General features: G+C 65.1%; 21 protein-coding genes. 13 read left to right on the forward strand and 8 right to left on the reverse strand.

Features of this window, described 5'->3' with window-relative positions; all coding sequences use genetic code 11:
- The first annotated feature begins 83 nt into the window (after positions 1-83).
- Genes WHZ77_RS09185 through WHZ77_RS09220 form a run of 8 tightly spaced genes read left to right on the forward strand, consistent with a single transcriptional unit; the run spans position 84 to position 6,805 of the window.
- Positions 84-812: a GntR family transcriptional regulator gene (locus WHZ77_RS09185; protein WP_375313380.1), complete on the forward strand. Its 729-nt coding sequence runs from the start codon at positions 84-86 to the stop codon at positions 810-812.
- 49 nt (positions 813-861) lie between these two features.
- Positions 862-1,824 (forward strand): ABC transporter substrate-binding protein, encoded by a 963-nt coding sequence (locus tag WHZ77_RS09190; protein ID WP_375313381.1) that lies wholly within the window; start codon positions 862-864, stop codon positions 1,822-1,824.
- 5 nt (positions 1,825-1,829) lie between these two features.
- Positions 1,830-2,585 (forward strand): ABC transporter permease, encoded by a 756-nt coding sequence (locus tag WHZ77_RS09195; RefSeq protein WP_375313382.1) that lies wholly within the window; start codon positions 1,830-1,832, stop codon positions 2,583-2,585.
- Entirely contained in the window at positions 2,564-3,370 is an 807-nt protein-coding gene (locus tag WHZ77_RS09200) for an ABC transporter ATP-binding protein (RefSeq protein WP_375313383.1), read from the forward strand. The genes WHZ77_RS09195 and WHZ77_RS09200 overlap by 22 nt, the downstream gene beginning before the upstream one ends.
- A 19-nt stretch (positions 3,371-3,389) precedes the next feature.
- Positions 3,390-4,199 (forward strand): ABC transporter permease, encoded by an 810-nt coding sequence (locus WHZ77_RS09205; protein ID WP_375313384.1) that lies wholly within the window; start codon positions 3,390-3,392, stop codon positions 4,197-4,199.
- Between the two features lie 9 nt (positions 4,200-4,208).
- Entirely contained in the window at positions 4,209-4,868 is a 660-nt protein-coding gene (locus tag WHZ77_RS09210; protein WP_375313385.1) for a polysaccharide deacetylase family protein, read from the forward strand.
- A gap of 3 nt (positions 4,869-4,871) precedes the next feature.
- Complete coding sequence (locus WHZ77_RS09215; RefSeq protein WP_375313386.1) at positions 4,872-5,726, forward strand: fumarylacetoacetate hydrolase family protein; 855 nt, start codon at positions 4,872-4,874, stop codon at positions 5,724-5,726.
- A 35-nt stretch (positions 5,727-5,761) separates the two neighbouring features.
- Positions 5,762-6,805 carry a uroporphyrinogen decarboxylase family protein gene (locus WHZ77_RS09220; protein WP_375313387.1) on the forward strand — a complete coding sequence of 348 codons (1,044 nt, stop codon included), beginning with the start codon at positions 5,762-5,764 and terminating at the stop codon, positions 6,803-6,805.
- On the opposite strand, the gene WHZ77_RS09225 is transcribed toward WHZ77_RS09220, so the two are convergent.
- Entirely contained in the window at positions 6,802-7,155 is a 354-nt protein-coding gene (locus tag WHZ77_RS09225) for a RidA family protein (RefSeq protein ID WP_375313388.1), read from the reverse strand. The two genes, WHZ77_RS09220 and WHZ77_RS09225, sit on opposite strands and share 4 nt — an antisense overlap.
- A 214-nt stretch (positions 7,156-7,369) precedes the next feature.
- On the opposite strand from WHZ77_RS09225, the gene WHZ77_RS09230 reads away from it, so the two are divergent.
- Complete coding sequence (locus WHZ77_RS09230) at positions 7,370-9,691, forward strand: molybdopterin guanine dinucleotide-containing S/N-oxide reductase (protein ID WP_375313389.1); 2,322 nt, start codon at positions 7,370-7,372, stop codon at positions 9,689-9,691.
- A gap of 212 nt (positions 9,692-9,903) precedes the next feature.
- Positions 9,904-10,404: a Dps family protein gene (locus WHZ77_RS09235; RefSeq protein ID WP_375313390.1), complete on the forward strand. Its 501-nt coding sequence runs from the start codon at positions 9,904-9,906 to the stop codon at positions 10,402-10,404.
- A 113-nt stretch (positions 10,405-10,517) separates the two neighbouring features.
- Here WHZ77_RS09235 and WHZ77_RS09240 read toward each other — a convergent pair whose 3' ends face one another.
- Positions 10,518-11,489, reverse strand: a complete 972-nt coding sequence (locus tag WHZ77_RS09240) for a helix-turn-helix domain-containing protein (protein WP_375313391.1) — start codon at positions 11,487-11,489, stop codon at positions 10,518-10,520.
- Positions 11,490-11,839: 350 nt separating this feature from the next.
- On the opposite strand from WHZ77_RS09240, the gene WHZ77_RS09245 reads away from it, so the two are divergent.
- Positions 11,840-14,719 (forward strand): winged helix-turn-helix domain-containing protein, encoded by a 2,880-nt coding sequence (locus tag WHZ77_RS09245; protein WP_375313392.1) that lies wholly within the window; start codon positions 11,840-11,842, stop codon positions 14,717-14,719.
- A gap of 6 nt (positions 14,720-14,725) precedes the next feature.
- Here WHZ77_RS09245 and WHZ77_RS09250 read toward each other — a convergent pair whose 3' ends face one another.
- From WHZ77_RS09250 to WHZ77_RS09275, 6 genes are all read right to left on the reverse strand, one after another.
- On the reverse strand, positions 14,726-15,445 hold the full coding sequence (locus tag WHZ77_RS09250) for a hypothetical protein (protein WP_375313393.1): 720 nt from the start codon (positions 15,443-15,445) through the stop codon (positions 14,726-14,728).
- A 105-nt stretch (positions 15,446-15,550) separates the two neighbouring features.
- A complete protein-coding gene (locus WHZ77_RS09255; protein WP_375313394.1) occupies positions 15,551-16,594 on the reverse strand; it encodes an alpha/beta fold hydrolase in 1,044 nt (347 codons plus the stop codon).
- A gap of 39 nt (positions 16,595-16,633) precedes the next feature.
- A complete protein-coding gene (locus WHZ77_RS09260) occupies positions 16,634-17,590 on the reverse strand; it encodes an alpha/beta fold hydrolase (RefSeq protein WP_375313395.1) in 957 nt (318 codons plus the stop codon).
- Between the two features lie 78 nt (positions 17,591-17,668).
- Positions 17,669-18,370 carry a type 1 glutamine amidotransferase domain-containing protein gene (locus tag WHZ77_RS09265; RefSeq protein WP_375313396.1) on the reverse strand — a complete coding sequence of 234 codons (702 nt, stop codon included), beginning with the start codon at positions 18,368-18,370 and terminating at the stop codon, positions 17,669-17,671.
- Between the two features lie 196 nt (positions 18,371-18,566).
- Positions 18,567-19,274, reverse strand: a complete 708-nt coding sequence (locus WHZ77_RS09270) for a hypothetical protein (protein ID WP_375313397.1) — start codon at positions 19,272-19,274, stop codon at positions 18,567-18,569.
- A gap of 118 nt (positions 19,275-19,392) precedes the next feature.
- A complete protein-coding gene (locus WHZ77_RS09275) occupies positions 19,393-22,236 on the reverse strand; it encodes a winged helix-turn-helix domain-containing protein (protein WP_375313398.1) in 2,844 nt (947 codons plus the stop codon).
- A 329-nt stretch (positions 22,237-22,565) separates the two neighbouring features.
- Between WHZ77_RS09275 and WHZ77_RS09280 the strand changes: the two genes are divergently transcribed.
- Positions 22,566-23,234, forward strand: coding sequence for a sensor histidine kinase (locus WHZ77_RS09280; protein WP_375313399.1), 669 nt, complete (start codon positions 22,566-22,568; stop codon positions 23,232-23,234).
- 99 nt (positions 23,235-23,333) lie between these two features.
- On the forward strand, positions 23,334-24,035 hold the full coding sequence (locus WHZ77_RS09285) for a VOC family protein (RefSeq protein WP_375313400.1): 702 nt from the start codon (positions 23,334-23,336) through the stop codon (positions 24,033-24,035).
- Positions 24,036-24,236 lie beyond the last annotated feature (201 nt).

Below are 24,236 nucleotides of genomic sequence, written 5' to 3' on the forward strand. Positions count from 1 at the left end.
AGGACGCAGCGTAACTTAGACTAGAAAAAATCGATTTTCGATTTTCTATTGACCGCTGCGCCCTCCCTTGCAATCATCCGACCATGGGTCCGCTTCAGTTCCAGTTGTCCGGAGGCCTCGGGGATGGTCCGCGCAGCCTGACGTCGGCGCTGCACGAGCGCCTGCGCGCCGATATTCTGGCGACGCGGCTGCTGCCGGGTCAGAAGCTGCATATCGCCGGACTCGCCAAACAGTTCTCGGTGAGCCTCGCCGCCGTGCGAGAGGCGCTGTCGCGGCTGGTTGCCGACGGCCTCGTGCAGGCGTCCGACCAGCGTGGCTTCCGGGTGAGCCCCGTGTCGCTCGCCGATCTTGCCGACGTGACGCAGACCCGGATCGACATCGAGGGCCTTGCGCTGCGGCGCTCGATCGAGCGGGGCGACGAGGCCTGGCTCGCCACGGTGAAATCCGCCTGGACGGACCTGAAGGCCGTTCCCTATCACTATCCCGACGATCCCACCGTGCATTACGAGGAATGGGTGGTTCGTCATCGCATTTTCCATCGCGCGCTGGTCAACGCCTGCGGCTCGCCATGGCTGCTCGGCTTCCGCGACGTGCTGCATGAGCAGAGCGAGCGATATCGCAGGCTCTCGATCCGCCGCGAGGTCGGCGGCAAGCCGCGCGATGTCGAGGCCGAACACAAGGCCATCGTCGCCGCCGTGATCAAGCGCGATGCGGATGCGGCAGTTCGCGCCTTGTCAAAGCACTTCGGTATCACCAAAGAGTTCGTCGAGCTCGCCGCCTCTCGCATCGCGGAGGTGAGCCGCGCGACCTGACGATCCCAAGAAATTCGGCACACAAAAAAAGACAGACCGGGAGGAAACCATGAAGATCAATCGCCGTCACGCGTTCATGACGCTCGTTGCCGCCGCTATTCTTGCGGGCCCTGCGAGCGCCGCCGACACCATTCGCGTCGGGCTGCCCACGAAAACCTACTGGCCGACGACGATCGCCGAGACGGCGGTGCGGCAGAGATTGTTCGAGAAGGAAGGCATCCAGGCCGAGCTGACCATCTACCGCAGCGGCGCCGAGACGTTCGAAGGCATGGCGGCGGGCGCGGCCGACATCATCCTCGATCCGCCGTCGCTGGTCTCCGCCGGACGCAAGAAGGGTGTGATGTCGCGGATTGTGGCCAATGCCGCGATGGGCAATTTCGGCTGGCAGTTGATGGTCCCGACCAAGTCGACGCTCGAGGTCAAGGACCTCAACGGCAAGAAGGTCGCGATCACCGCGGCCGGCTCCGGCTCGGACCTGCTAGCGCTGTGGACCATCCAGGACAAGAAGATCGACTTCACCCGCGTCCCCGTCGGCGGCGGCGGCCTGGTGCCGAACCTGCTGGCCGGTAACGTCGAGGCGGCCGTGGTCTATTCGCCGCTGAGCTTCCAGATCGCGAAGTCCGGCGAGGCCAAGACCATCCTCGATTACGCGACCGCGGTTCCGCCGAACCTCACTGCGGGCTGGATCGTGCTCGACAAATTCGCCGACGCCAAGCCGCAGCTGGTGCAGAAGGCGGTGAATGCCCTCTACGGCGCGGTCGCGTTCATGCGCGCCAACCGCGACGTCACTGTCAAGCTGATCGCCGAAATCTACGAGATGCCGCCTGAGATCGCCGCCCTCGAATACGACAACACCATCATGAAGCTCGAGACCAGCGGCGACATGGGCGCGCCCAACGTGAACGCCGCGGTGCAGCTTTCGCTCGACCTTGCCAAGCTCGGCGGACTCAAGGACATCGTGCCGGTCGAGGATGTGATCTCGGCGAAGTTCAAGCCGGTCCCGACCAAGTAGTCACGATGCAGAGCTCGCTCCTCATCAACCTTGCGCGGATCGCGATCATCGTCGCGGTCCTGGCGCTGTGGGAAGTGTTGTCGCGTACCGGCATCGTCAATCCGCGCCTGCTGCCGTCGGCGTCCGATACGTTTGCGACGCTCGGCGACCTCTTGCAGCGCGCGGCCGTGCGGAAGGACCTGATGGTGACGGCAACCGAGGTGCTGGCCGCGTTCGCGCTGGCGGTGCCCTTCGGGGCGGTGATCGGATTCCTGGTCGCGGAGAACCGCTACTTCGCCGATGTCGCCAAGCCGCTGCTGTTCTTTGCCTTCAGCATCCCGAAGTCGATCTTCCTGCCGATGTTCATCCTGGTGTTCGGCGTCGGCTTCGCCCAGAAGGTCGGCTTCGGCTTCTTCTCGACGATCTTCATCGTGATCATGTCGACCACCACGGCGGTGGAATCGGTCAAGGTCGAGCATCTGACGGTGGCGCGCTCCTATGGCGCAACGCCATGGCAGACCGCGTTCCGGGTCTATCTGCCGAGCATGCTGCCGGTGCTGCTCGAGGCCTTGCGGATCTCCATGATCTTCAATCTCACCGGCGTGATCCTCGCCGAGATGTACGCCTCGCGCGACGGCATCGGCCACCAGATCGCGACCTGGGGCGAAAATTTCCAGATGAAGCAGCTTCTCGCCGGCGTCGTGATGGTCGCCGCGATCGCCATGACTTTCAACGAACTTGTCAGATGGGTGGAAACGCGATGCAGCCATTGGCGAACGTGACCCCGCTAAAGCCCCCCGCGCGCGCGGGCGCGATCGAGGTGAAGAATGTCGGCCAGGTCTTCAAGACCAGGTCGCAGGACGTCGTCGCGCTGGAGGATGTCTCGCTCGAGGTCAAGCCCGGCCGCTTCGTCGTGCTGGTCGGCCCGAGCGGCTGCGGCAAGTCGACCCTTTTGATGATGATGGCCGGGCTGCGCCAGCAGACCTCGGGCACCATCACCATCAGCGGCGCGCCGATCCTGCAGCCCGATCCTGACAGGGTCGGCGTCGTGTTCCAGGAAGCCAGCCTGTTTCCGTGGCTGACGGCCGAGGACAATGTCGAATTCCCGCTGGCGCTGCGCGGTGTGCCGAAGGCGGAGCGCCGGGCCAAGGCGCAGGATGCGCTGAAGCTGGTCGGCCTTGACGGCTTCGGCAAGCGTCATCCGCACGAGCTGTCAGGCGGCATGAAGCAGCGTGTCTCCATCGCGCGCGGACTGGTGCAGGACCCGCCGGTGCTGCTGATGGATGAACCGTTCGCCGCGCTCGACGAGCAGACGCGCATGACCATGGGCGACGAGCTGCTGCGGATCTGGGCTGCGACCGGCAAGACCGTCGTGTTCGTCACGCACAGCCTCACCGAAGCGGTCTATCTCGCCGACGAGGTCATCGTGATGTCGGCGCGGCCCGGCCGCATCGTCGATCATCTCCAGGTGCAGCTGCCGCGGCCCCGCACCTACGAGATGCTGAGCGGCGATGCCTTCGGGAGCTTGCGCGACCGCATCTGGCGGCACATCCGCAAAACGGCATGAGGCGGAGATGAGCGCAAGGATGAGTACCAGAATCAGCGCGAAGACACTGCGATATCTGATCGTGATCGGCCTGATCGCGCTGTGGGAGCTGTTGCCGCGCACCGGTCTCATTCCCGAACTGTTCCTGCCGTCGCTGTCGTCGACGCTGATCGCCGGATGGAGCGACGCGGCCGAATACGGTCACGCGCTCGCCGTGACGCTGTACGAGGTCGTGGTCTCCATGGCGTTCGCCTGTGGCGGGGGCATCCTGCTCGGCGCCATCGTCGGCAGCCTGCCGCGCCCGCGCGTTCTGATCATGCCGATGGTATCGAGCCTCTATGCGGTGCCGCTGGTGATCCTCTATCCCGTCTTCACGGTGTGGCTCGGCATCGGCTCGGAATCCAAGATCGCGTTTGCCTCGATCTACGGCTTCCTGCCGACCATGCTCGCCACCGCCGCTGGCATCCAGACCATCGACCCGCAGCTCCTGCTCGCCGCGCGCAGCATGGGCGCCACGCTGAGCCAGCGGCTGGTCCGCGTCATCATCCCCGCGGCGATCCCGACGGTGCTGTCTGGCCTGCGCGTCGGCGGCGCGCTTGTCATCGTTGGCGTCGTCGTCTCGGAGATGCTGATCTCATCGGCCGGCATCGGCTATCTGATCTCGCGCTACCGCACCATCCTCGACAGCCCGCACGTGTTCGCGGGCGTGCTGCTCGTGCTGTTCCTTGCCATCGCCTTCAACGCCGCGATCCGGGGGATCGAGCGCAAGGCGGCGATCTGGCAGACCGGCACCCGTGCTGGCCATGCCAATGACGAGATCGCGGTGAACGCGATGCAGCCGGCGACCTGAGGTATCCGTGTGTACGATCTGACCCTGACATTCGACAACGGTCCCGATCCCGACGTGACGCCGCGCGTGCTGGACATTCTCGGCGAGCGCGGCATCAAGACCACCTTCTTCGTCATCGGCGAGAAGCTCGCCGACACCGCGCGGCGCGGCCTTGCGGTGCGTGCGCACGGCGAGGGGCACTGGATCGGCAATCACACCTTTACGCACAGCATTCCGCTCGGCGAGCAGCCGGATCGCAGGACAGCCGAGAAGGAGATCGGCCGCACCCAGGACGCGATCGGCGATCTCGCGCATCCGCAGCGCTGGTTCCGGCCGTTTGGGGGCGGCGGCAATCTCGATACCCGGCTGCTGAAGTCCTCCGTCGTCGATTATCTCATCCGTAACAAGCACAGTTGCGTGCTCTGGAATTCCATTCCTCGTGACTGGGACGATCCCGATGGCTGGACCGAGCGCGCGCTCGACCAGTGCAGCCAGCAGCCCTGGACGCTGATGGTGCTGCACGATCTGCCGACCGGTGCGATGGACCATCTGGAGCGCTTCCTCGACCGCGCTGCTGCGGCCGGCGCCCGCTTCCGCCAGGACTTCCCGCCGCAATGCGTTCCGGTCCGCGGCGGCGAGATTGTGCTTCCGATCAACGACTATGTTTCCACCATCGAAGAGAGTGTTTGACTGATGAAAGTTGCGAGCTTCACGACCGCCGACACCGCGAGCTACGGCATCGTCACCGACAAGGGCGTCATCGATGCCGGCAAGCGCCTGCAGGCCTATCCGACGCTGAAGGCACTACTTGCGAAGGGATCGCTCGACGAATTGAAGAAGCTCGCCGGTGAAAAGCCCGACTACGCGCTGCAGGACGTCGCGCTGCTGCCGACCATACCCGATCCCGACAAGATCTTCTGCATCGGCGTCAACTACGCCACGCATCTGGCCGAGAGCGGCCATCCGACGCCGGCGCATCCGATGATCTTCACCCGTTTCGCCAACAGCCAGGTCGGCCATGGTCAGCCGATGATCCGGCCGCTGGAATCCGAGCGTTTCGACTACGAGGGCGAGATGGCCGTCATCATCGGCAAGGCCGGCCGCCGCATTTCGCGCGAAGCGGCGCTCGGGCATGTCGCCGGCTATGCCTGCTACAACGACGGCAGCATCCGCGACTGGCAGCGCCACACCTCGCAATTCGCGCCGGGCAAGAACTTTGCCGGCACCGGCGGCTTCGGGCCATGGATGGTGACGACCGACGAATTGACCGATGTGACCAAGCAGACCTTGATCACGCGGCTCAACGGCGTCGAGGTGCAGAAGGCGCCGATCTCTGATCTCGTCTTCGACGTCCAGGCCCTGATCGCCTATTGCTCGACCTTCACCGAACTCGTTCCGGGCGACGTCATCGTCACCGGCACGACCGGCGGCGTCGGCGCCTATCGCACACCGCCGCTGTGGATGAAGGGCGGCGACGTCGTGGAGATCGAGATCTCCGGCATCGGCATTCTGCGCAATCCGGTGAAGGACGAGGGACGCGCGGCCTGAACAGCGCGCTCAACAATAAAAGAAGGAGAACTCCCATGTCGATGCCCAAGCACATCCTCCCGACCACGGTGGTCGGGAGCTATCCGCAGCCGGAATGGCTGGTGAATCGCGCCATGCTGTCGAAGGTGGTGCCACGCACCCGCCTGCACGACATGTGGCGGTTGCCGGCGGAGCATCTGGAGGAGGCGCAGGACGATGCGACCATCGTCGCGATCCGCGACATGGAGCGCGCCGGCATCGACATCGTGACGGATGGCGAGATCCGCCGCGAGAGCTACTCCAACCGCTTCGCCACTGCGCTCGACGGCATCGACGGCGACAATCCCGTCATGATCGTGGCGCGCACCGGCAACACCCAGACCCCGGTGCCGCGCGTCGTTGGTCCCGTGAAGCGAAAGGGCCCCGTCGAGCTGCACGACATGCAGTTCCTGCGTGAGAATACCGATCGCGCCGCGAAGATTACACTGCCGGGCCCGTTCACCATGAGCCAGCAGGCCAAGAACGAGTTTTATAAAGACGAGGAGGAACTCGCGATGGCACTCGCCGAGGCCGTCAATGCCGAGGCGCTCGACCTGCAAAAGGCGGGCGCCGACGTGATCCAGCTCGACGAGCCCTGGGTGCGCAACAATCCTGATCTGGCCAAGCGCTACGCCGTCAAGGCGATCAACCGCGCCTTGAAAGGCATCACCGTGCCGACCGTGGTGCATCTGTGCTTCGGTTATGCGGCGGTCGTGCCGGGATCGAACAAGCCGGCCGGCTATTCGTTCCTGGCCGAGCTCGACGACACCATTGCCGACCAGATCTCGATCGAGGCGGCGCAGCCGAAGCTCGACCTCGGCGTGCTCAGGGATCTGTCGTCGAAGAAGATCATGCTCGGCGTGCTCGACCTCGGCGATCCCTCCGTCGAGAGCGTCGACACCGTCGCCGACCGCATCCGCAACGGGCTCAAATACGTCTCACCGGATCGTCTGGTTGCGGCGCCCGATTGCGGCATGAAATACATGCCGCGCGCAACCGCGTTCGGGAAGCTCAAGGCGATGTGCGACGCGGCGGCCAGGGTCCGGCAGGAAATCAGTTAGCGCCCCCGGGCGGCGATGGCGGTCATCTCGAGTTTGACGCCGGGCCCGAGATCCGCCACGCCGATCGCGGCGCGCGCCGGCAGATGGGCTTCTGCGAAGTGCGCCTTCCAGGCTGCATTGAACGCCGCCTTTTCCTTCAGATCCGTCATATAGATGGTCACCTGCAAGACATTGGCCCGATTGGAGCCGAGAGTCTCCAGCAGGCGCGCCAGCTGTCCAAGGACGTCATTGGCCTGGCCCGACATGTCGAGGCTGGTGTCCTCGGGGACGATTCCCCCGATGTAGAGCACACCGTCATGCTCGACCACTTCGTGGAGCAGTCCTTCGTAGGGCAAGACGCGCTTGATCATGGTGAGTCCGATGTTCCTGTGGGCAAGGGGCCCGCTCCGCTTGCTGTAACACCGGCGATGCCAATAGGGAACCGGCGGGCCGCGCTGATCGCACGACGCACGGGAGCCCAGCGTTTGCGTGAGCCTCGCCACGATGACATGGGGATGTGGATCGGTATATTGCCACCCGAGTATCATGAAAACGGCCAGCCTCGGGCCGGAACAGGATCAGACGATGGACGATGCGATTGGCTTCCCCGACCCCGGCCTCGACTTGTCGGACGGCTTCAAGCCGCACACCTCGCATTGGGGCGTGTTTTCCGCGCGTCAGGGCGAAGCCGGGCTCGAGGTCAGGGCCTGTGCGGGCGATCCTGATCCGAACGGCATCATCGACAATTTTCCCGGTGCGCTGCGCCATCAGGCGCGCATTGCCCAGCCCGCGATCCGGCGCGGCTGGCTCGAGCGCGGTCCCGGTCCGGACGATCGCCGCGGCCGCGACGAATTCGTCTCGGTGAGCTGGGAGAAGGCGCTCGACCTGCTCGGCGACGAGCTCGGCCGCATTCGCGACACGCGCGGGCCCGGTGCCGTGTTCGGCGGTTCCTATGGCTGGTCGAGCGCGGGCCGTTTCCATCATGCGCAGAGCCAGGTGCATCGCTTCCTCAACATCGCGATGGGCGGCTATGTGCGTTCGGTGAACTCCTACTCGTCGGGCGCCTCCTCGGTGCTGCTGCCGCAGATCCTGGCGGGCTACGAGGACATCACCAAGCGCAACGTCACATGGGAGCAGATCGCTGCCGACACCGAGATCGTGCTGGCGTTCGGCGGCATGGCGCTGAAGAACTCGATGGTGGCCGGCGGCTCGATCAGCAAGCATGTCGAGCGCGGTGCCATGGCAGCTGCGCGCCGGCGCGGCTGCGAATTCATCCTGGTCAGTCCTTTGCGTGAAGACCTGCCCGTCGAGGCCGGTGCCGAATGGATGACCTGCGTGCCTAGCACCGACACCGCGCTGATGCTCGGCATCGTTCACACGCTGGTCGCGGAGAACCTGCAAGACCAGGCCTTCCTCGATCGCTATACTGAGGGTTGGCCCGTCTTCCTGCGCTATCTCACCGGCGAGAGCGACGGGCAGTCGAAGAGCGCCGAATGGGCCGCCGCGATCTCCGGTGTCGATGCGGACACGATCCGCACGCTCGCGCGCCGTCTCGCCGGAAAGCGCGCGCTCATCACCGTCTCCCATTCGCTGCAGCGCGCCGAACATGGCGAGCAGCCGGTGTGGATGGGCATGGTGCTGGCGGCAGCGCTCGGCCAGATCGGCTTGCCCGGCGGCGGCTATGGCTATTCGCTCGGGGCGATCGGCTATTATGGCCGCCGCGTCAACGACGTGCCTGGGCCGACGCTGGGGCAGGGCCGCAACGGCGTGCGCGACTTCATTCCGGTGGCGCGCATCGCCGACATGCTGCTCAATCCCGGCAGCACCTATCGCTACAACGGCGAGACGCGCACCTATCCGGACATCCGTCTCGTCTACTGGGCCGGCGGCAATCCCTTCCACCACCACCAGGACATCAACCGCCTGCGCAAGGCGTTTGCGAAAGTGGACACGTTCGTGGTGCACGAGCTCGCCTGGACCGCGACGGCGCGGCACGCCGACATCGTGCTGCCCTCGACCATGACGCTGGAGCGCGAGGACATCGGCTATTCCAGCAACGACCCTCTCATGGTCGCGATGCACCGGATCGCCGAGCCGTTCGGGCTTTCGCGCGACGACTACGATATCTTCGCCGATCTCGCCGAACGTCTCGGTGCGCGCGAGCCCTTCACCGAGGACCGCACGTCGAGGGAGTGGCTCGAACATCTCTACGAGCCGACCCGCGCCTCGCTCGAGGCGCGCGGCCTCGAAGCCCCAAGCTTCGAACAGTTCTGGCAGCGCGGCAGCCTGGTCGTGCCGCAACAGCCCGACGACGGTGGCCGGCTGCGCTCTTTCCGCGATGACCCCGTCGCTCATCCCCTGCCGACGCCGAGCGGCCGCATCGAGATCTTTTCCGCGAAGATCGCGGGCCATGGCGATGCCGATTGTCCCGGCCATCCGGTCTGGCTCGACAAGACCGATATGCCCAAGCCCGGCGCGCCGTGCTTCCTCGTCGCCAATCAGCCGGTGACGCGCCTGCACAGCCAGCTCGATTTCGGCGGCCATTCGCTTGCCGCAAAACACCGCGGCCGCGAGGTCGCACGCATGAATCCGGTTGATGCGGATGCGCGCGGCATCAAGGACGGCGACATCATCCGCCTGTTCAACGAGCGCGGCGCGTGCCTTGCCGCAGTTCACGTCACCGACGGCATCGCGCCCGGCGTGGTTCAGCTTCCGACCGGCGCGTGGTATGACCCGATGGACCCCGAGGACGACGCGCCGCTCTGCGTCCACGGCAATCCGAACGTGCTGACCCGCGACCTCGGCACCTCGTCCTTCGCGCAGGGCTGCACCGGGCAACTGACGACGGTAGAGGTGGAGAAATTCACGGGGAATCTGCCGCCGATCCGGGCGTTCGATCCGGTGTAGCTACTGCCTCTGCATCTCGGCCGCCCATCCTTCGAGGCTCCCGGCGCGATGCTTTGCATCGCGCCACTCGCACCTCCAGCGACGAGCGCCATGCGCTCGCGCGGGGATGACGGGACTGTCCCGTGCGAATTCGAAATCGCGCCGCGTACAACGAAAGAATCCCCCCGCATCACGCTGCTAATGGTTCGTGACCTCATCAAAGGACACCGAACATGACCAAGGCAGACCTCCAGAGCCCGACCGATCTCGGCGCCAACGCGAACCGGGACATTCCCGCCGCGTTGCGCGCGCTGCTCGCCGACGTCTTCGCGCTTTATCTGAAGACCAAGAACTTTCACTGGCATATGTCTGGCAGCCATTTTCGCGACTATCATCTGCTGCTGGACGAGCAGGCCGACCAGATCTTCGCGATGACCGACGACATTGCCGAGCGCGCGCGCAAGATCGGCGGAACGACGCTCCGCTCGATCGGCCATATCGCGCGCGAGCAGCGCATCCTCGACAACGATGCGGAGTACGTCGACCCTCAGGACATGCTGGCGGAGCTGCGCAGCGACAACCAGCAATTGACGCGGGAGATGCGGCGCGTGCACGAGCTCTGCGACGAATATGGCGATGTCGCCACCGCAAGCCTGATCGAGAACTGGATCGACGAGTCCGAGCGCCGCATCTGGTTCCTGTACGAGTCCGGCCGCACCGGCCCGCACGCGTAACGCCTCGCGTCGCGATGAAAGAAAAAGGGGCCGTCCTGTGTGGGTGCAGGGCGGCCCCAGGAGGAGCAGGGCTCGAGCCGGCGCAAGTGGGCACTTGCGCCAAAGCAGATGGGCTACGCTGCTGCGCCGACCATCCAGTCGTTGTCCGAAACAGGGCGCCGCCGCGGCGGCACGTCCGTGGCCGGCCGTTCGCTCTTGCTGGCGAGGCGCCAGCGCGCCGGGGACTGGCCGCTGATGCGCTTGAACACGGTGGAAAAATGCGCCTGGGTGCTGAAGCCGACGGCGAGCGCGATTTCGGCCAAGGGCCGCCCGGTGGTCGCGAGCATCCGCTTGGCATGCTCGATGCGGTGATTGAGCAGATATTCGCGCGGCCGATAGCCGGTCGCGGCACGGAATTGTGCCGCAAAGTGCATCCGGGAGAGGCCCGCGACATTGGCGAGCTCGGACAGGCTGATGCAGCGGTCGAAGTGATCTCCGATGTATTGCTCGACGCGCCGCAGCCGCCATTTCGGCAAGGCATTGACTTTGACGCGCGGCGGCTCGAGCCGGGTGAGATGCATCGCAAGGGTCTGGCCGACGCAGCGCGCGAACTCGTTGTCCGCGGCATGGCCGCGCTCGATCAGTGCTTTGGCGAGTTCGGCGGCAAGTGGATCGCGCAGCAGCACGAGGTCATTGAGGTTCTCGGCGGCGGATGGCTGCGCCGGAAAATGATCGGCCGAGATATGGAAGTGCAGGAAAGCGCCGGGAGCGTGGAACTGCACCGCGAGAGGCTTCGACGGCGCGCTGACATAGAGTGTGCCTGCGGGCATCGTGCCGTCGAAAATGAGTTGGCGTTCCCGGCTCAGCTTCGCGCGCGTGGTCTTCAGGGCGATGCCGACGAAATAGTGATCTTCCGGTGTCGTCGCCTGGTGCGACGAGCTGTCCCGAGGATCTTCCCATCGCGAAATGGTGATGTCCTCGGTGCCGCGTTCGACCTGACGCCATCCGTCTTCCCGGGCGATTGCCTGCGTCTTGTGCGAGACCTCGCTGTCCCGGCTGGCCGGAAGTTCAATCCAGGCATGCGCCGCTTGCAAGTCGTTGAACATCGCTTGTCCCCTCTCTTCGTGGCCGCTGGCGGCGACCGGCGATTTCTTTGAACCCATGCTGTTCATGGTCAGAGGATAGGCGTGAGCCGGACAAGAAGCCCGTTAGTGGTGATTAGGAGGTGTTAGATTTTGTGCGAACGCAGATGGTGTGACAGCCCGCCGCAGAGCGTTTGATTTTACCTAGCTTTTCAACCATTTGCGCTGATTGGCGCAGTGTGAGGACGCTGCAATGGATCAGGTGGCGATTGATGCGCCTGTGTGAGGGCGGTCGTTCCCCTGCTGGACCGCGCATCGATGGCGACTATAGTCGCCACGCATTTGAATGAAGTGATCATCAGGATGTGTCAGAAGTGACCGAGCTCCCGGCAGGACATAGCTCCCCTGGCAATGGCGCCGGAGCGAGCCCTGATCTCGATTTGGTCTCGTTTGGACCGTTTTCATTGCGGTCGCGGCTGCTCGAAAAGGACGGCGCTCCGGTCAAGCTCGGCAGCCGCGCGATGGATATCCTGCGCCTGCTCGTCAGCCGCGCCGGCGAAGTGGTGCCGAAGAACGAGATCCTCAGCTACGCGTGGTCGGGCCTCGCCGTCGAGGAGATCAGCCTGCGCGTCCATGTCGCGGAGCTCCGCAAGGTGCTTGGCGACGGCAGGGACGGAGCCCGCTACATCACCAACGTTCCGAGCCGGGGCTATTGCTTCGTCGCGCCCGTACAACGTGGCGAGCGTAACGCGGCTCAGGTGCCTGCGTCGCGTGTACCTGAAAGAACGGTCCCTTCTGCGGCCTTGCCGCACAGGCTGGACCGGATGATCGGTCGCGACGACGTGCTGCCGGAGTTGTCGGCCCGTCTGCTCGCCGACCGCTTCGTCACGCTGCGCGGGCCGGGCGGAATCGGCAAGACCACCGTTGCGACCGCGCTCGCCCATGAGATGCGGGAGGCTTTCGAGGGCAACATTCATTTCCTCGAATTCGGTCCGCTGAAGGACGCTGCGTTGGTCGCGAGCACGGTTGCCGCCGCCCTCGGCCTCGTCGTGCATCACGACGATCCCTCAGGCAGCATCGTCAATTTCCTGCGCGGGCGGCGGCTGCTTCTGATCCTCGACAGTTGCGAGCACGTCATCGACGAGGTCGCGCGTCTGGCGGAGAACATCTATCGCGAGGCGCCCGCTATCGCGATCCTCGCCACCAGCCGCGAGTCGCTGCTGGTGGAGGGCGAGCAGATTTTTGAGCTGGTTCCGCTGCCGGGCCCGCCGCAAGGTGCTCGCCTCAGCGCCGATGAGGTGCTGGGTTATCCGGCTGCACGCCTGTTCGTCGATCGCGCCGCCGCCGCGGGCCATCGCGGCGATATCACGGATGAGGATGCCGGGGTTCTCGCCGAAATCTGCAGCAAGCTCGACGGCATTGCGCTCGCGATCGAGCTCGCCGCCGTGCGAGTCGGCGTCTACGGATTGCGCGAGATGGCCGCGCTGCTCGACTCCAGGCTCAAGCTCGAATGGCGCGGACGGCGGACGGCACCGCCGCGGCAGCAGACGTTAGGCGCCACGCTCGACTGGAGCTTTGGCCTGATCGGCGAGAGCGAACGCACGGTGTTTCAGCGGCTTGCCGTCTTCGCGAGCCCCTTCACGCTCAAGGGCGCGATCGCGGTTGCGACCGACGATGGCGCACCGGCTGACCGTGTCGTCGATGCTCTGGAGCAACTGGTGGCCAAATCGCTGGTGTCGGCGCAGCCGGATGGCGCCTCGCGGCGCTATCGCTTGCTGGACGCCACGCGCGCCTACGCCATGCAGAAGTTGGCCGATGGTGGCGAGGCGGAGACGATCGCACACCGTCACGCATCCTATGTTCAACGCACACTCGAAGCTGGCATGGCCGGGCAGGACGGCGACCAGGCCGCTCGCCTGCAGGAGCGCGCGAGCCTGCTCGCCGATGCCCGCGCGGCGCTGGAATGGAGTTATGCCCGCGAGGACGGCAGCACCTTGCGTGTTCCGCTTGCCGGCAGCGCCGCAAGGCTGTTCGTCGAACTCAACCTGCTGAACGAGGCGCGGATCTGGTCCGGCCGTGCGCTTGCCGTGCTCGATGACGCCAATCAGGGTGGCCGATGGGAGCTCGAGCTGCAATCGACGCTCGGTCACGCCTTCATGTTCACGGAGCGCAACGGCGAGCAGGCCGAGGCAGCGCTCCGGCGCGGGCTGGAGATCGCGGAAGCACTTTCCGATCACGCCAATGCGTTCAGGCTGCTGTCGCGGCTGAACATGTTCTATCGCCGTACCGGCGACTACCGGCATCTGGTGCCGACCGCGCTTCAGGCCGAGCGCATCGCGCGCCAGATCGGCGATACCGCGGGCATTGCCGGCAGCAAGGCGTTGCTCGGCGTATCCTATCATCTCGCGGGGGACCAGGCCGAGGCGCAAGCTCATCTTGACGAAGGCGTGCGTGACGATGCCGCGCTGCGCGGGACGCAGCCTGGGCATTTCGCCTATGCGCGCACGCCGCAGATTCCACTCGCGCGCGTATTATGGCTGCGCGGACTTCCCGACCGGGCGCTCGACTGCGTCCGCCCGCTGGTCGGCGCCGCCGCGCCGCGCGACGTCGTGATGCATTGCATCGCGCTGTGCTGGTCATCCTCGGTGTTCGCCTGGACCGGCGACTGGGCCGCCGTCGAGACCATGACGGGGCGCCTCGCGACGCATGCAAACGTGCATGGACTTGCACCTTACGAGGCCGTCGCGACCGGCTTTCGCGCGCAGACCATGATTGCCCGCGGCGAGGTGGCCGGCGGCATCGACTTGCTGCGGAGCGCGCTGCCGCGCCTGCACGCGGATCGCTACGAGCTCTACGCTTCAGCGTTCGCTGCCGACCTTTCGCAGGGACTGAACGCGCTGGGACGCGTGACGGAAGGCCTCAATGTCCTGCACGAGACCATCGCGCGCGTCGAGCGGGGCGGCGGCGGTTTTGACATGCCGGAGCTGCTCCGCAGGCGCGGCGACATTGAGACGCTCACCGGCGATTTCGATGCCGCCGAATCGAGCTTTACTTCGTCACTCGCGCTGGCGGAGAAGCAGGGCGCATTGTCCTGGCGACTGCGGACCGAGATGTCGCTTGCAGCGCTTCGACGTCAGCGCGGCGCCAGGAACCCGCTCGGGGATCTCGCCGCGACCTATGCGCGCTTCACGGAAGGATTCGAGACAGCCGACCTGAAGGCGGCGCGGCTCATGCTGGAAGAGCCGTCTGTATAAGCCGGCTCAGTCAAATCGAAAATCTGAAAGATCGATCGACACCATCAGCTCATCGCGTAGCGGCATCAGGTCGTCGCCGCGTAAATAGATACGCCGGCGCGTCGGCAACCTGAAGCCGTCAACACTGACGGGCTCGGATATATATTGCGCCGCCGGAAAATTGCCGGCGATCTCGACCCGGTAGTCGTGCCGGCGGATCAGCATATCGGGGCCGAAATAGAAGTCCTGCTCGCGGCCATGGCTTGCGATCATGGCCGGGAACGTCGCGCGCAATCCGCGCCAGACTTCGGGGCCCTCGCGCCACGGTTCGATCTCGCGGACCTCGAACCCGTCCAAGGCGAGCAGGAAAGGCGCCGTCACGTAGGTCCACAGTGCGTAGGCGTTGAAATAGGCGCGATGCAGCAGGTCCCAATGTGTCCGCATGTCGTGCCGCGCAAACGCGGCGCGTGGATTGTTGCGCATTGCGACGATGCGTCCGTCCGCGGCGACGATGGCGATCCGCTCGGGGCTGAACTCGGCGCGCTGGCCCGGCTTGCCGAACGGCTCGATCGATGCCCACTCGCGCTGTAGCTCGATCCGCATCGTCCGCGGCGCCGGGTCCTGGTCGACGCCCTTCAGCGCCCAGAGATCGCCTCCCGTCACGATCGTGGCGGTGAGCTGCTGATGAGCATTCCATCGATCGAGGCCGCCATGGGCCTCGATCGCATTCGCCAGCAACGGAATCATCCGGCCATTCCCTCTCGCATCGGTAGTGTTGCCCCAATGGAGATACCGCCGCGCGCAGACGATCGCCCGTTAAGCGTTGTTAAAAGGCCGTTGGCTCGCCCGCCGCTAAGCCTCTGCCATGACGTCGAGGACCGCGTCGGCAAAGGCCTTCGGCGCCTCCTGTGGCAGATTGTGCCCGATGCCGCCCTTGATGGTCCGGTGCGAATAGCGCCCGGTGAACTTCTTGGCGTAGGCGGACGGCTCGGGGTGCGGCGCCCCGTTGGCGTCACCCTCCATGGTGATGGTGGGCACCGTGATGACAGGCGCTTGCGCCAGCCGCGCCTCGTCGTCGGCATATCTTGCTTCACCTTCGGCAAGACCGAGCCGCCAGCGATAATTATGGATCACGATCGCGACATGGTCCGGATTGTCGAACGCCCTGGCGCTGCGATCGAAAGTGGCGTCGTCGAAGTGCCATTGCGGCGAGGCGAGCTGCCAGATCAACTTCGAGAAATCGTGGCGGTATTTGTCGTAGCCTTCTCGACCGCGCTCGGTCGCGAAGTAAAACTGGTACCACCATTGCAGCTCGGCCTTCGGCGGCAGCGGCATCTTGCCGGCCTGCTGGCTGCCGATCAGATAGCCGCTCACCGAGACCATCGCCTTGACCCGCTCCGGCCGCAGCGCTGCAATGACGTTGGCGGTCCGTGCGCCCCAGTCGAAGCCGGCGATCGTGGCCTTGTCGATCCTGAGTGCGTCCATCAGCGCAACGATGTCCGCGGCGATCGCCGCCGGTTGCCCGTTCCGCATCGTTGCGTCAGACAGGAGGCGCGTGCTGCCGTAGCCGCGCAGATAGGGAATGATCACGCGATGGCCGGCCGCAGCGAGCAGCGGCGCGACATCGACGAAGGCGTAGCTGTCGTACGGCCAGCCGTGCAGCAGGATTACGGGTGGGCCGTCGGCGGGACCTGCCTCGGCATAGCCGACGTTGAGCAGGCCGGCGTCGATCTGCTTCAGGGACGCGAACGAAGTGTTGGCTCCCGGCTTGATAATCGCGGCGGTTTTCGCCGGCTTGGCATCAGCCGCCGTGCTCAGCGAAAGCTGGGTCGCTGCAAGTGTCATGGCGGCGCCAGAGAAGAAGCGGCGGCGTTCACGATTGACGGTGTCGGACATCTCAGTCTCCTGTGGTCGTTGCATTGCGCAGATTGTTGTTCAGTCTTTGTGCCCGTCCAGCCGCCCAAGGAAGTCGCGGACGCGCGCGGCGATTTCATCGGTCGCTTCGTCGAGCGCGAAGTGACCGGCTTCGAGAATGTGAACCTCGGCTTCCGGGACATCGTCGCGGTAGGCTGAAGCGCCCGCCACAGTGAAGGACGGGTCGTACTTGCCCCAGACCACCAGCGTCGGCGGCCGTGTCTTGCGGAGCCAGTCCTGCCACTTCGGATAGGAGGCGACGTTGGTCCGGTAATCCAGGAACAGCGTGGTCTGAATCTCGGGCTGGCCGGGACGCGTCAGGAATGAATATTCGTCGTTCCAGGTGTCGGGGTCGTAGCGCTCCGGGCGAGGGCTTGAGCCGAGATGCCGCTGGCGCGTCGCCTCCAGGGAGGTGAAGTTGGCCTTGAGTGCTTCGAGTTCGTGTGCCGGATCGGCCCAGTATTTCCGGCGCGCGGCCCAGAGCGGGCTCAGGCCCTGCTCATGCGAGACGGCATTCTGGATCACGATGGCGCGTACGCGCTCGGGATGCGCCAGCGCCATGCGGAAGCCGACCGGCCCGCCATAGTCCTGCATGAACAGGACATAGTTGGTGAGGCCGAGCCTGTTGGTGAGCTCGCCCATCACGCCGGCGATGCTGTCGAACGTGTAGGCAAAGTCGGACGGTGGCGGCGCGCTGCTGTTGCCAAAGCCGGGATAATCAGGCGCGATCAAATGATATTTGTCGGCAAGCAGCGGCAGCAGTGGCTCCCACATCCGCGACGAGGAGGGAAAGCCGTGCAGCAGCAGCACTGTCGGCGCGTCGGCAGGTCCAGCCTCACGATAGAAGATCTTGAGACCCTTGATATCGATGGTGTGATAGCTGATCGAGCGCCGGCTCGATCGCAGATCTTCTGCCGAAGCCTGCACGGTGGTGCAGGTCAATGCGGCGGAGAGGGCGAGGGTGGCTGGAATGTTCATGTCATCGCTCCCTTGTGGGCGTGTCGCGTCGAGGCGCCGCCGCGCTGGGCGCCCCTCGAGATCTGGCCGCATCCGAAACTACGAAGCGCGCGCCAGCGGCTTGCCCTTGAGGGCGGCGAGCAGAGCCTCAGCGGCCGGCCCTGACGAGTGAGGGTTCTGGCCCGTGATCAACAGGCCGTCCTTGACGACGTGCACGCCCCAGTTCGCCGTTTTCGAGAAGACGGCGCCGAGCTTCAGCATCTCGTTCTCGACAAGGAAGGGCACGACCTTGCTCAGGCCCACGTCCTCTTCCTCGCCGTTGGTGAAGCCGGTCACTTCCTTGCCCTCGACCAGAGGCTTGCCGTCGGGCGTCTTGACGTGGCGCAACGCGCCGGTCGAGTGACACACCACCGCGATCGTCTTGCCGGCGGCGAGGAACGATTCGATCAGCTTTACTGAGTCCTTGTCCTCGGCGAGGTCCCACATCGGGCCATGGCCGCCAGGATAGAAGACGGTGTCGAAGTCGTCCTGCTTGACGCCGTCGAGGCGAACCGTCTTGTCGAGCTGGGATTCCGCGGCGGCGTCCGCCTCGAAGCGCAGCGTCAGGTCGGTGCGGAATTCGGGCTCGTTGCTCTTGGGATCGAGCGGCGGACGGCCGCCCTTCGGCGAGGCCAGCGTGATCGCCGCGCCCGAATCCTTGAAGACGTAGTAGGGGGCGGCAAGCTCCTCGAGCCAGAACCCGGTCTTGCGCCCAGTGTTGCCAAGCTGGTCGTGCGAGGTGATGACCATCAATACTTTCATGACTGTTCCTCCCTTGAGTGCGTTCAGTGCGATAACGCACTCCAGTGTCATGGAGATGCGCCGGCCTCGGCGAGCATCGAACGTGGTTCGTTGCCCGCGAGCCCAATCTGCACTCAAGGCCGGCTGTTAGCTCGTTATGTATTGTTAGGCGTTGGGAGGGAGCAGTTATCCGGCGTCCGCGCCTGCCGCGTCGTCGCTACTCGAAGACGGCGTCAAAGATCTCGACATCCATCAGCACGGGTTTTGCGATCACGGTTCCGTCAGGCCGCAACTTCTGGGCGCGTCGAAGTGTCGGCACGACGATGCCGCCGAAACTGTCATGGGCCCAGGAGTAATGCGCGACCTTCATGCCGAAGAGATCGTGATCGGTCCGCCGTTGCAGGGCATTCTCGTCGAAATAGAAGATCTGTTCGGGCGACAGCGTGATCACGCTCGGCGGGAATTGCGCCCGCAGCCGTCGCCACGTTTCGGTGTTCTCGTGCCACGGCGCCAGTTCCTCAACCACGACATCGGGGTGAGCGAGCAGAAATGGATTGGTCAGGTAGTTCCAGATCGCGACGCCGCAGAAGAACACGAGGTGCAGTTCGTCCGCCAGCGAAGCAGAGCCGGCCTCGGGAAACGCAAGGCTCGGGTTGCGCCAGGTTCGCAGGACTTCGCCCTCGGGGCTTTCGATGGTGATCGCGTCGGGTTGAAAGGAGCCGGAGTGTTCGCCTCCCGTAATGCCGGTGAAACGGACCGACTGCGTCCGGGTCGAACCCTCCGCGGTCACATCCTTGAATTCGCTGGCATGCCCGGCGCTGGAGAACAGCGTTCCGGCAACGGAGAGGTGGAGGGTGAACCGGCTCAAGCTATTCCAGCGGGCGATTCCGCCGCTGGCATCAATTACGTCGTCAAGCAGCGCCATGTCCCGCCATATCCACCATGAAGTGCAACCACCATGGCGGGGCGGACGCGGCTTGGCGTGTTAGAAGTTGTTAGGAGTTGCGAGCGGGAATTTTGGCGGTATCCCGTTGAAGATACTCTCAATTCAGCGCGCCAAGCAGCTCTTTGGCGGCGACCAGATCGCGGGTCTGGAGGCCCTCCTGGTATCGCGCGACGAGCGGAGCGAGCAGGGCGCGTGCGTCGCCGGCTTTTCCGGCCTCGCGCCAGACCCGGCCGAGGCTGATTGCGCCACGCAATTCCCAGCCGAGCGCGCACTGCCGGCGCGACAGATCGAGCGATCTCCGGAGCGAACTTTCGGCCTCCACGGCGTTGCCCGACCGGGCCAGGATGTCGCCCCTGACCCTGAGCATCTCCGGCATGTCGAAGGATTCGCCGTGATCGGGGACCTCTGCGATGGCCTCATCAATGGTGCGCAGGGCCTCATCGGGCTGATTCTGCGCCGCGAGACCCTCGGCGAGCGCGGTCGCAAACACTGTCGTCATGATCCGGTGCCGCGTTGCGTACAGCGTTGCCTGACTGCGGCGAAGGTGCTCGATCCCGCCGGCGATATCGCCACGGCGAAGCAGCAGCTCGCCTTTCTGGCCGATGCCGACGGCGTGGTAGGGGCCGAGGAAGTGCCGCGCCGAATGATCGATCAGCCGCTCGATCAGCATTTCCGCATTGGCCCAGTCGCCGACCCACAGGAACACGTAGATCGTCCAGATCAGGGAGATGCCGAGGGTGAGCGGCTGTTCGAGCAACTCGGCCTCGCGCACCGTGTATCTGGCCGCCTCGACCGCACCATCGGGCCGGCCGGTGAGCCAGAGCCCGCGCGCCAGCGCCACCAGCGCGACGATGCGGTCGTCATAACCGAGATGGCCGATATTCAGCCGTTGCGAGCCGGGATTGTGCACCATCGCGCTCTCGCAGAACTGCACGGCCTTGTCCTGGTTGCCGATCAGATGATGCGCGACGCCCAGCATCCATTCGACGTTCAACGCGGCGGCGGGGTCGTTCAGCTTGCGCGCAACACTCTCGCCCTGCGCGCCGGTTTCGAGCGCACCGTGAAAATCGCCGACCCTGGTCAGGTAGATGTGCAATCCGCGCAGCAGCCAGAGCTGCCAGTGCAGATCGTCGAGCTCCTGCGCGAGTTGAAGGCTGCGCGTGAACGCGGAACGAACCGCTTCGGTATTGCCCTGCGTGAACATCACGGAGACGCCGAGCGCGGCCTGCAGCGTCATCTCCCGGCGGCTTTCGATCGCGTTCGTATCGAGCAAGGTCAAAGCCTGCTGCGTCCAGCGATAGCACTCCGTCAGCAATGTCAGCTCGAGGAAGAACTGCGCCGCCGAGGCCGCCAGGTCCACGCCGATCGACCGGTCGCCGCCGTCCGAAAAGCTCCAGGTCAGTGCGGCCCGGACATTGGGCAGGTGGTCGGCATAGGGAAGGAAGCCGCCCGCGGTCTGCATGCCCGAGGATTTCAGCGCAATGTCGCTCAGGAAGTCCCGGAAGTAGTCGGCGTGCGCCCGCGCGACGCGGTCCGCTTCGCCGTGCTCGACGAGCTTGTTGCCGGCGAAGGCGCGCGTGGTGTCGAGCAGGCGGTAGCGCAGCCGCCGCTCCGCCGGCGAGGTCGCGATCAGGGATTTGGAGAGCAGATTCGAGATCGCCTCGACCGCCTCGGGCTCGCTGATGCCTTGGCTGGAAGCAACGGCAAGAGCGGCCTCCAGCGTGAATGGCCCCACGAACACCGACAATCCGCGCAGTGTTGCGCTTTCGGCGGCTGGCAGCAGATCGTAGCTCCAGGCGAGCGCGGCGCTCAGGGTCTGGTGCCGCGGGATCGCGGTCCGCCGCCCGCGCCACAGCAGCGAGAAGCGGCTGTCGAGCAGCGAGGCGGTCCCGGCAATGCCGTAAGCGTCCACGCGTCCGGCCGCGAGCTCGATCGCGAGCGCGATGCCGTCCAGCCGCCGGCAGATCTCGGCGACAAGGGGCGCGTCCTCTTCGCTCAGCTCGAATTCGCCCAAACTCTCGGCAATGCGTTCTACGAAGAGCTGGCTTGCGGGATAAGCAAGGATGTCGGCGAGGCTGAGCCCGTCGCGCTGTGGCGGGCAGTCCAGCGGAAACAGCCGGTGGACGCGCTCACCCTCGGTGCGAAAGGACTCGCGGCTGGTGGCGAGAATATGCAGCTTGGGCGCCTCCTGGACGATGCGCTCGGCAAGGGGCGCGAGCTCGTCGATGATGTGCTCGCAGCTGTCGAACACCAGCAGCATGCGCCGGCTGCGCAGCACCGTCAGCAGGCCCGGCATCGGGTCCTCGGAATTGACCGTCAGCCCGAGCGTGGCCGCGATGGTGCCGGGAATCAGCCTTGTATCCGTCAGCGCGCCGAAATCGACGAAATTCACGTGGCCGTCGAAGGCCTGGAGCTCGCCATGCGCGACGGCAAGGGCGACCGAGGTCTTGCCGATCCCGCCCGGGCCGACGATTGTCACAAAGCGATGCTGAGCCAGCTCGGCGCAAATCCTGGCGACCGCATCGTCGCGCCCGATCATCTTTGCGAGCGGCGAAGGGAGCGAGTGCGATGCCGGGACAGGCGGGCTCGTCCGTCGCTCCGCGGATTCAGCCCGCAGCAGGGGGGCCGCAAAGCAATAGCCGCGCCCGGGGACGTTGACGACGTAGCGGGAGCCTTCGCCGGCATCCCCCAAGGCCTTGCGCAGTGTCGTGATGTGGAACCGCAAACTGCCTTCGTCGACGGTCACGTCGGCCCAGACACGTTTGATCAACTCCCGCTTGTCGATGACCTCGCCGGCGCGCTCGGCAAGGAAAATGAGGATATCGAGCGCGCGGCCGCCGAGGTGAAGCGGAGCGCCGTCCTTCTCGAGCAGGCGCGACTTTGGCAGCAGCCGGAATGGCCCGAAGGAAATGGCCGAATCCTGATCGTGAGTGTCCGGCACGCGCCAATGATTCCAGGTGGAAGGGCTAGTGTCTGTCGATTGATCTACCAGAACGAGGTCAGGAGTAAACTGGCCGAAAGTGGCGAAATCGCGCGGCAATCGGCCGACCGCCCCGGCAACAACCGTCATAAATTTCGCTTAAACGCGAGCGGCTTACGGAGCCGGTGAGGCAATTTGTCAGCTCGGCTGACCATCGAGACCACGGTCACGCCGCCAAATTGCGCTGCAGCCGATCATAACAGAATCTTGCAACGTCTAACGAGCAAAACACGCGCGGTGGATCCACTATAGCCTCCGACTTAGGTCCTACGTTCAACGGGGAGGCTATCATGTCCGCCATCGGCTCCAGACCCAACGACGACGTCGTGCGATCCCAGTATCTCGCCAGTCTCGATGAACAGTCGCGTGATTGGGAACTCGTGTTGCGGGAATCCCACCATCGGATGAAGAACACGCTGACGCTGCTGGGTGCGTCAGTCCGCCGCGATTTCACGCGGGCCGGCGCCAGCGACGTGTCGGTCGCGGTAGACCGCTTCGAGCGGCGCCTGGTCGCCTTCGGCAGGCTCTATCAGCTTTTGTCCGACAGCGACGATGCGTCCGCCGTGGATGTCGAGGCCTTCTTCGAAAACCTGTGCGCAGCGCTCTCCGAGGCGGTGCTGGAGCCGGCGGGCATCCGCTGCGAAGCTGGGATCGAAAGCGGCACGCTGTCCGCGTCGCAATGTCATCGGCTCGCGCTGATGCTGACCGAGCTGGTCACCAATGCGGCAAAGCACGCCTTCCCGACCAGGAATGGTGCACTGATCCGCATCGAGGTCGCCAATCATGACGACGCCTGGTTCTGCACGGTGGCCGACAACGGGATCGGCGCGACCGGTCCGCTTCAGGGCACTGGCAGCCGCATCCTCGAAGGGCTCGCCCGCAGCATCCACGCACGGTTGCAAGGCGAAGCCGGGCAGGGCGGCACGCGGGTGACCATCGTGATGCCGGCCGCCGCTTGAAGACGCGTATGCTCGCAACCGCTCACGCGCCGTGACTTCTCATCAAGAGCAACAGTCGGCGGTCCGTGCGAGACCGCGCTTTACGTCAGGGAGTTCGACATGGCCACGCCAGACATCGACCAGAACAGCGGGGCCAAATCCTCGAATGAGCCTTCGACATCGCGTAGCGTCGACCTGAAGCTCGAAGTGGTTGTGATCTCGGTGTCGGATGTCGATCGCGCCAAGGCGTTTTACACACGCCTCGGCTGGCGACTGGATGCCGATTTTGCCTCCGGCGGCCAATGGCGCGTGATCCAGTTCACGCCGCCGGGCTCGGCCTGCTCGGTGATCTTCGGCAGGAACGTCACTGCGGCAGCGCCGGGTTCGGCGCGCGGGCTCTACCTGATCGTCTCCGATCTGGAGGCCGCGCGACAGGATCTGCGCGACCGCGGCATTGACGTCAGCGGACCCTTCCACGGCGCCGGCGATGTTCACGCCGGACCGGACGAGCCGTATCTGTTCGGCAGCGTCAGGGTCGCCGGTGCTGATCCCAAGCGCGGCAGCTACGGCTCGTTTGCGTCATTCAGCGATCCCGACGGCAATGGCTGGCTGTTACAGGAGATCACCACGCGACTGCCGGGACGCATTGCGGGCGACGGTACGACTTTCGCCTCGCAGGCCGAGCTGGCTGCGGCTGTGCGCCGCGCTGCCGCGGCGCATGGCGAGCATGAGAAACGGATAGGCGGACACGATGAGAACTGGGCGGATTGGTACGCCGACTACATCGTTCGCGAGCAGGCGGGTCAGCCGTTGCCGTCCTGAGCGGCAGCGAACGCATCTTTCGACTTGGGCTGACACGGCGCGCAATGACATGGTCGTTGCGCGCCGTGTCGCATTGGATCGCGTGCGTTGTCACCATTGCCTTCATTGTTGCATCGCGCAGACTCGCAACGGCTAACGCGGCCTAACAATGCATAACGAGCAAACCGTCGGTGCCTGCGCCAATCTCCCTGCATGAGGAAA

Source organism: Bradyrhizobium sp. A5, from assembly GCF_042076515.1.
In the GTDB taxonomy this organism is placed as follows: Bacteria; Pseudomonadota; Alphaproteobacteria; order Rhizobiales; family Xanthobacteraceae; genus Bradyrhizobium; species Bradyrhizobium cosmicum.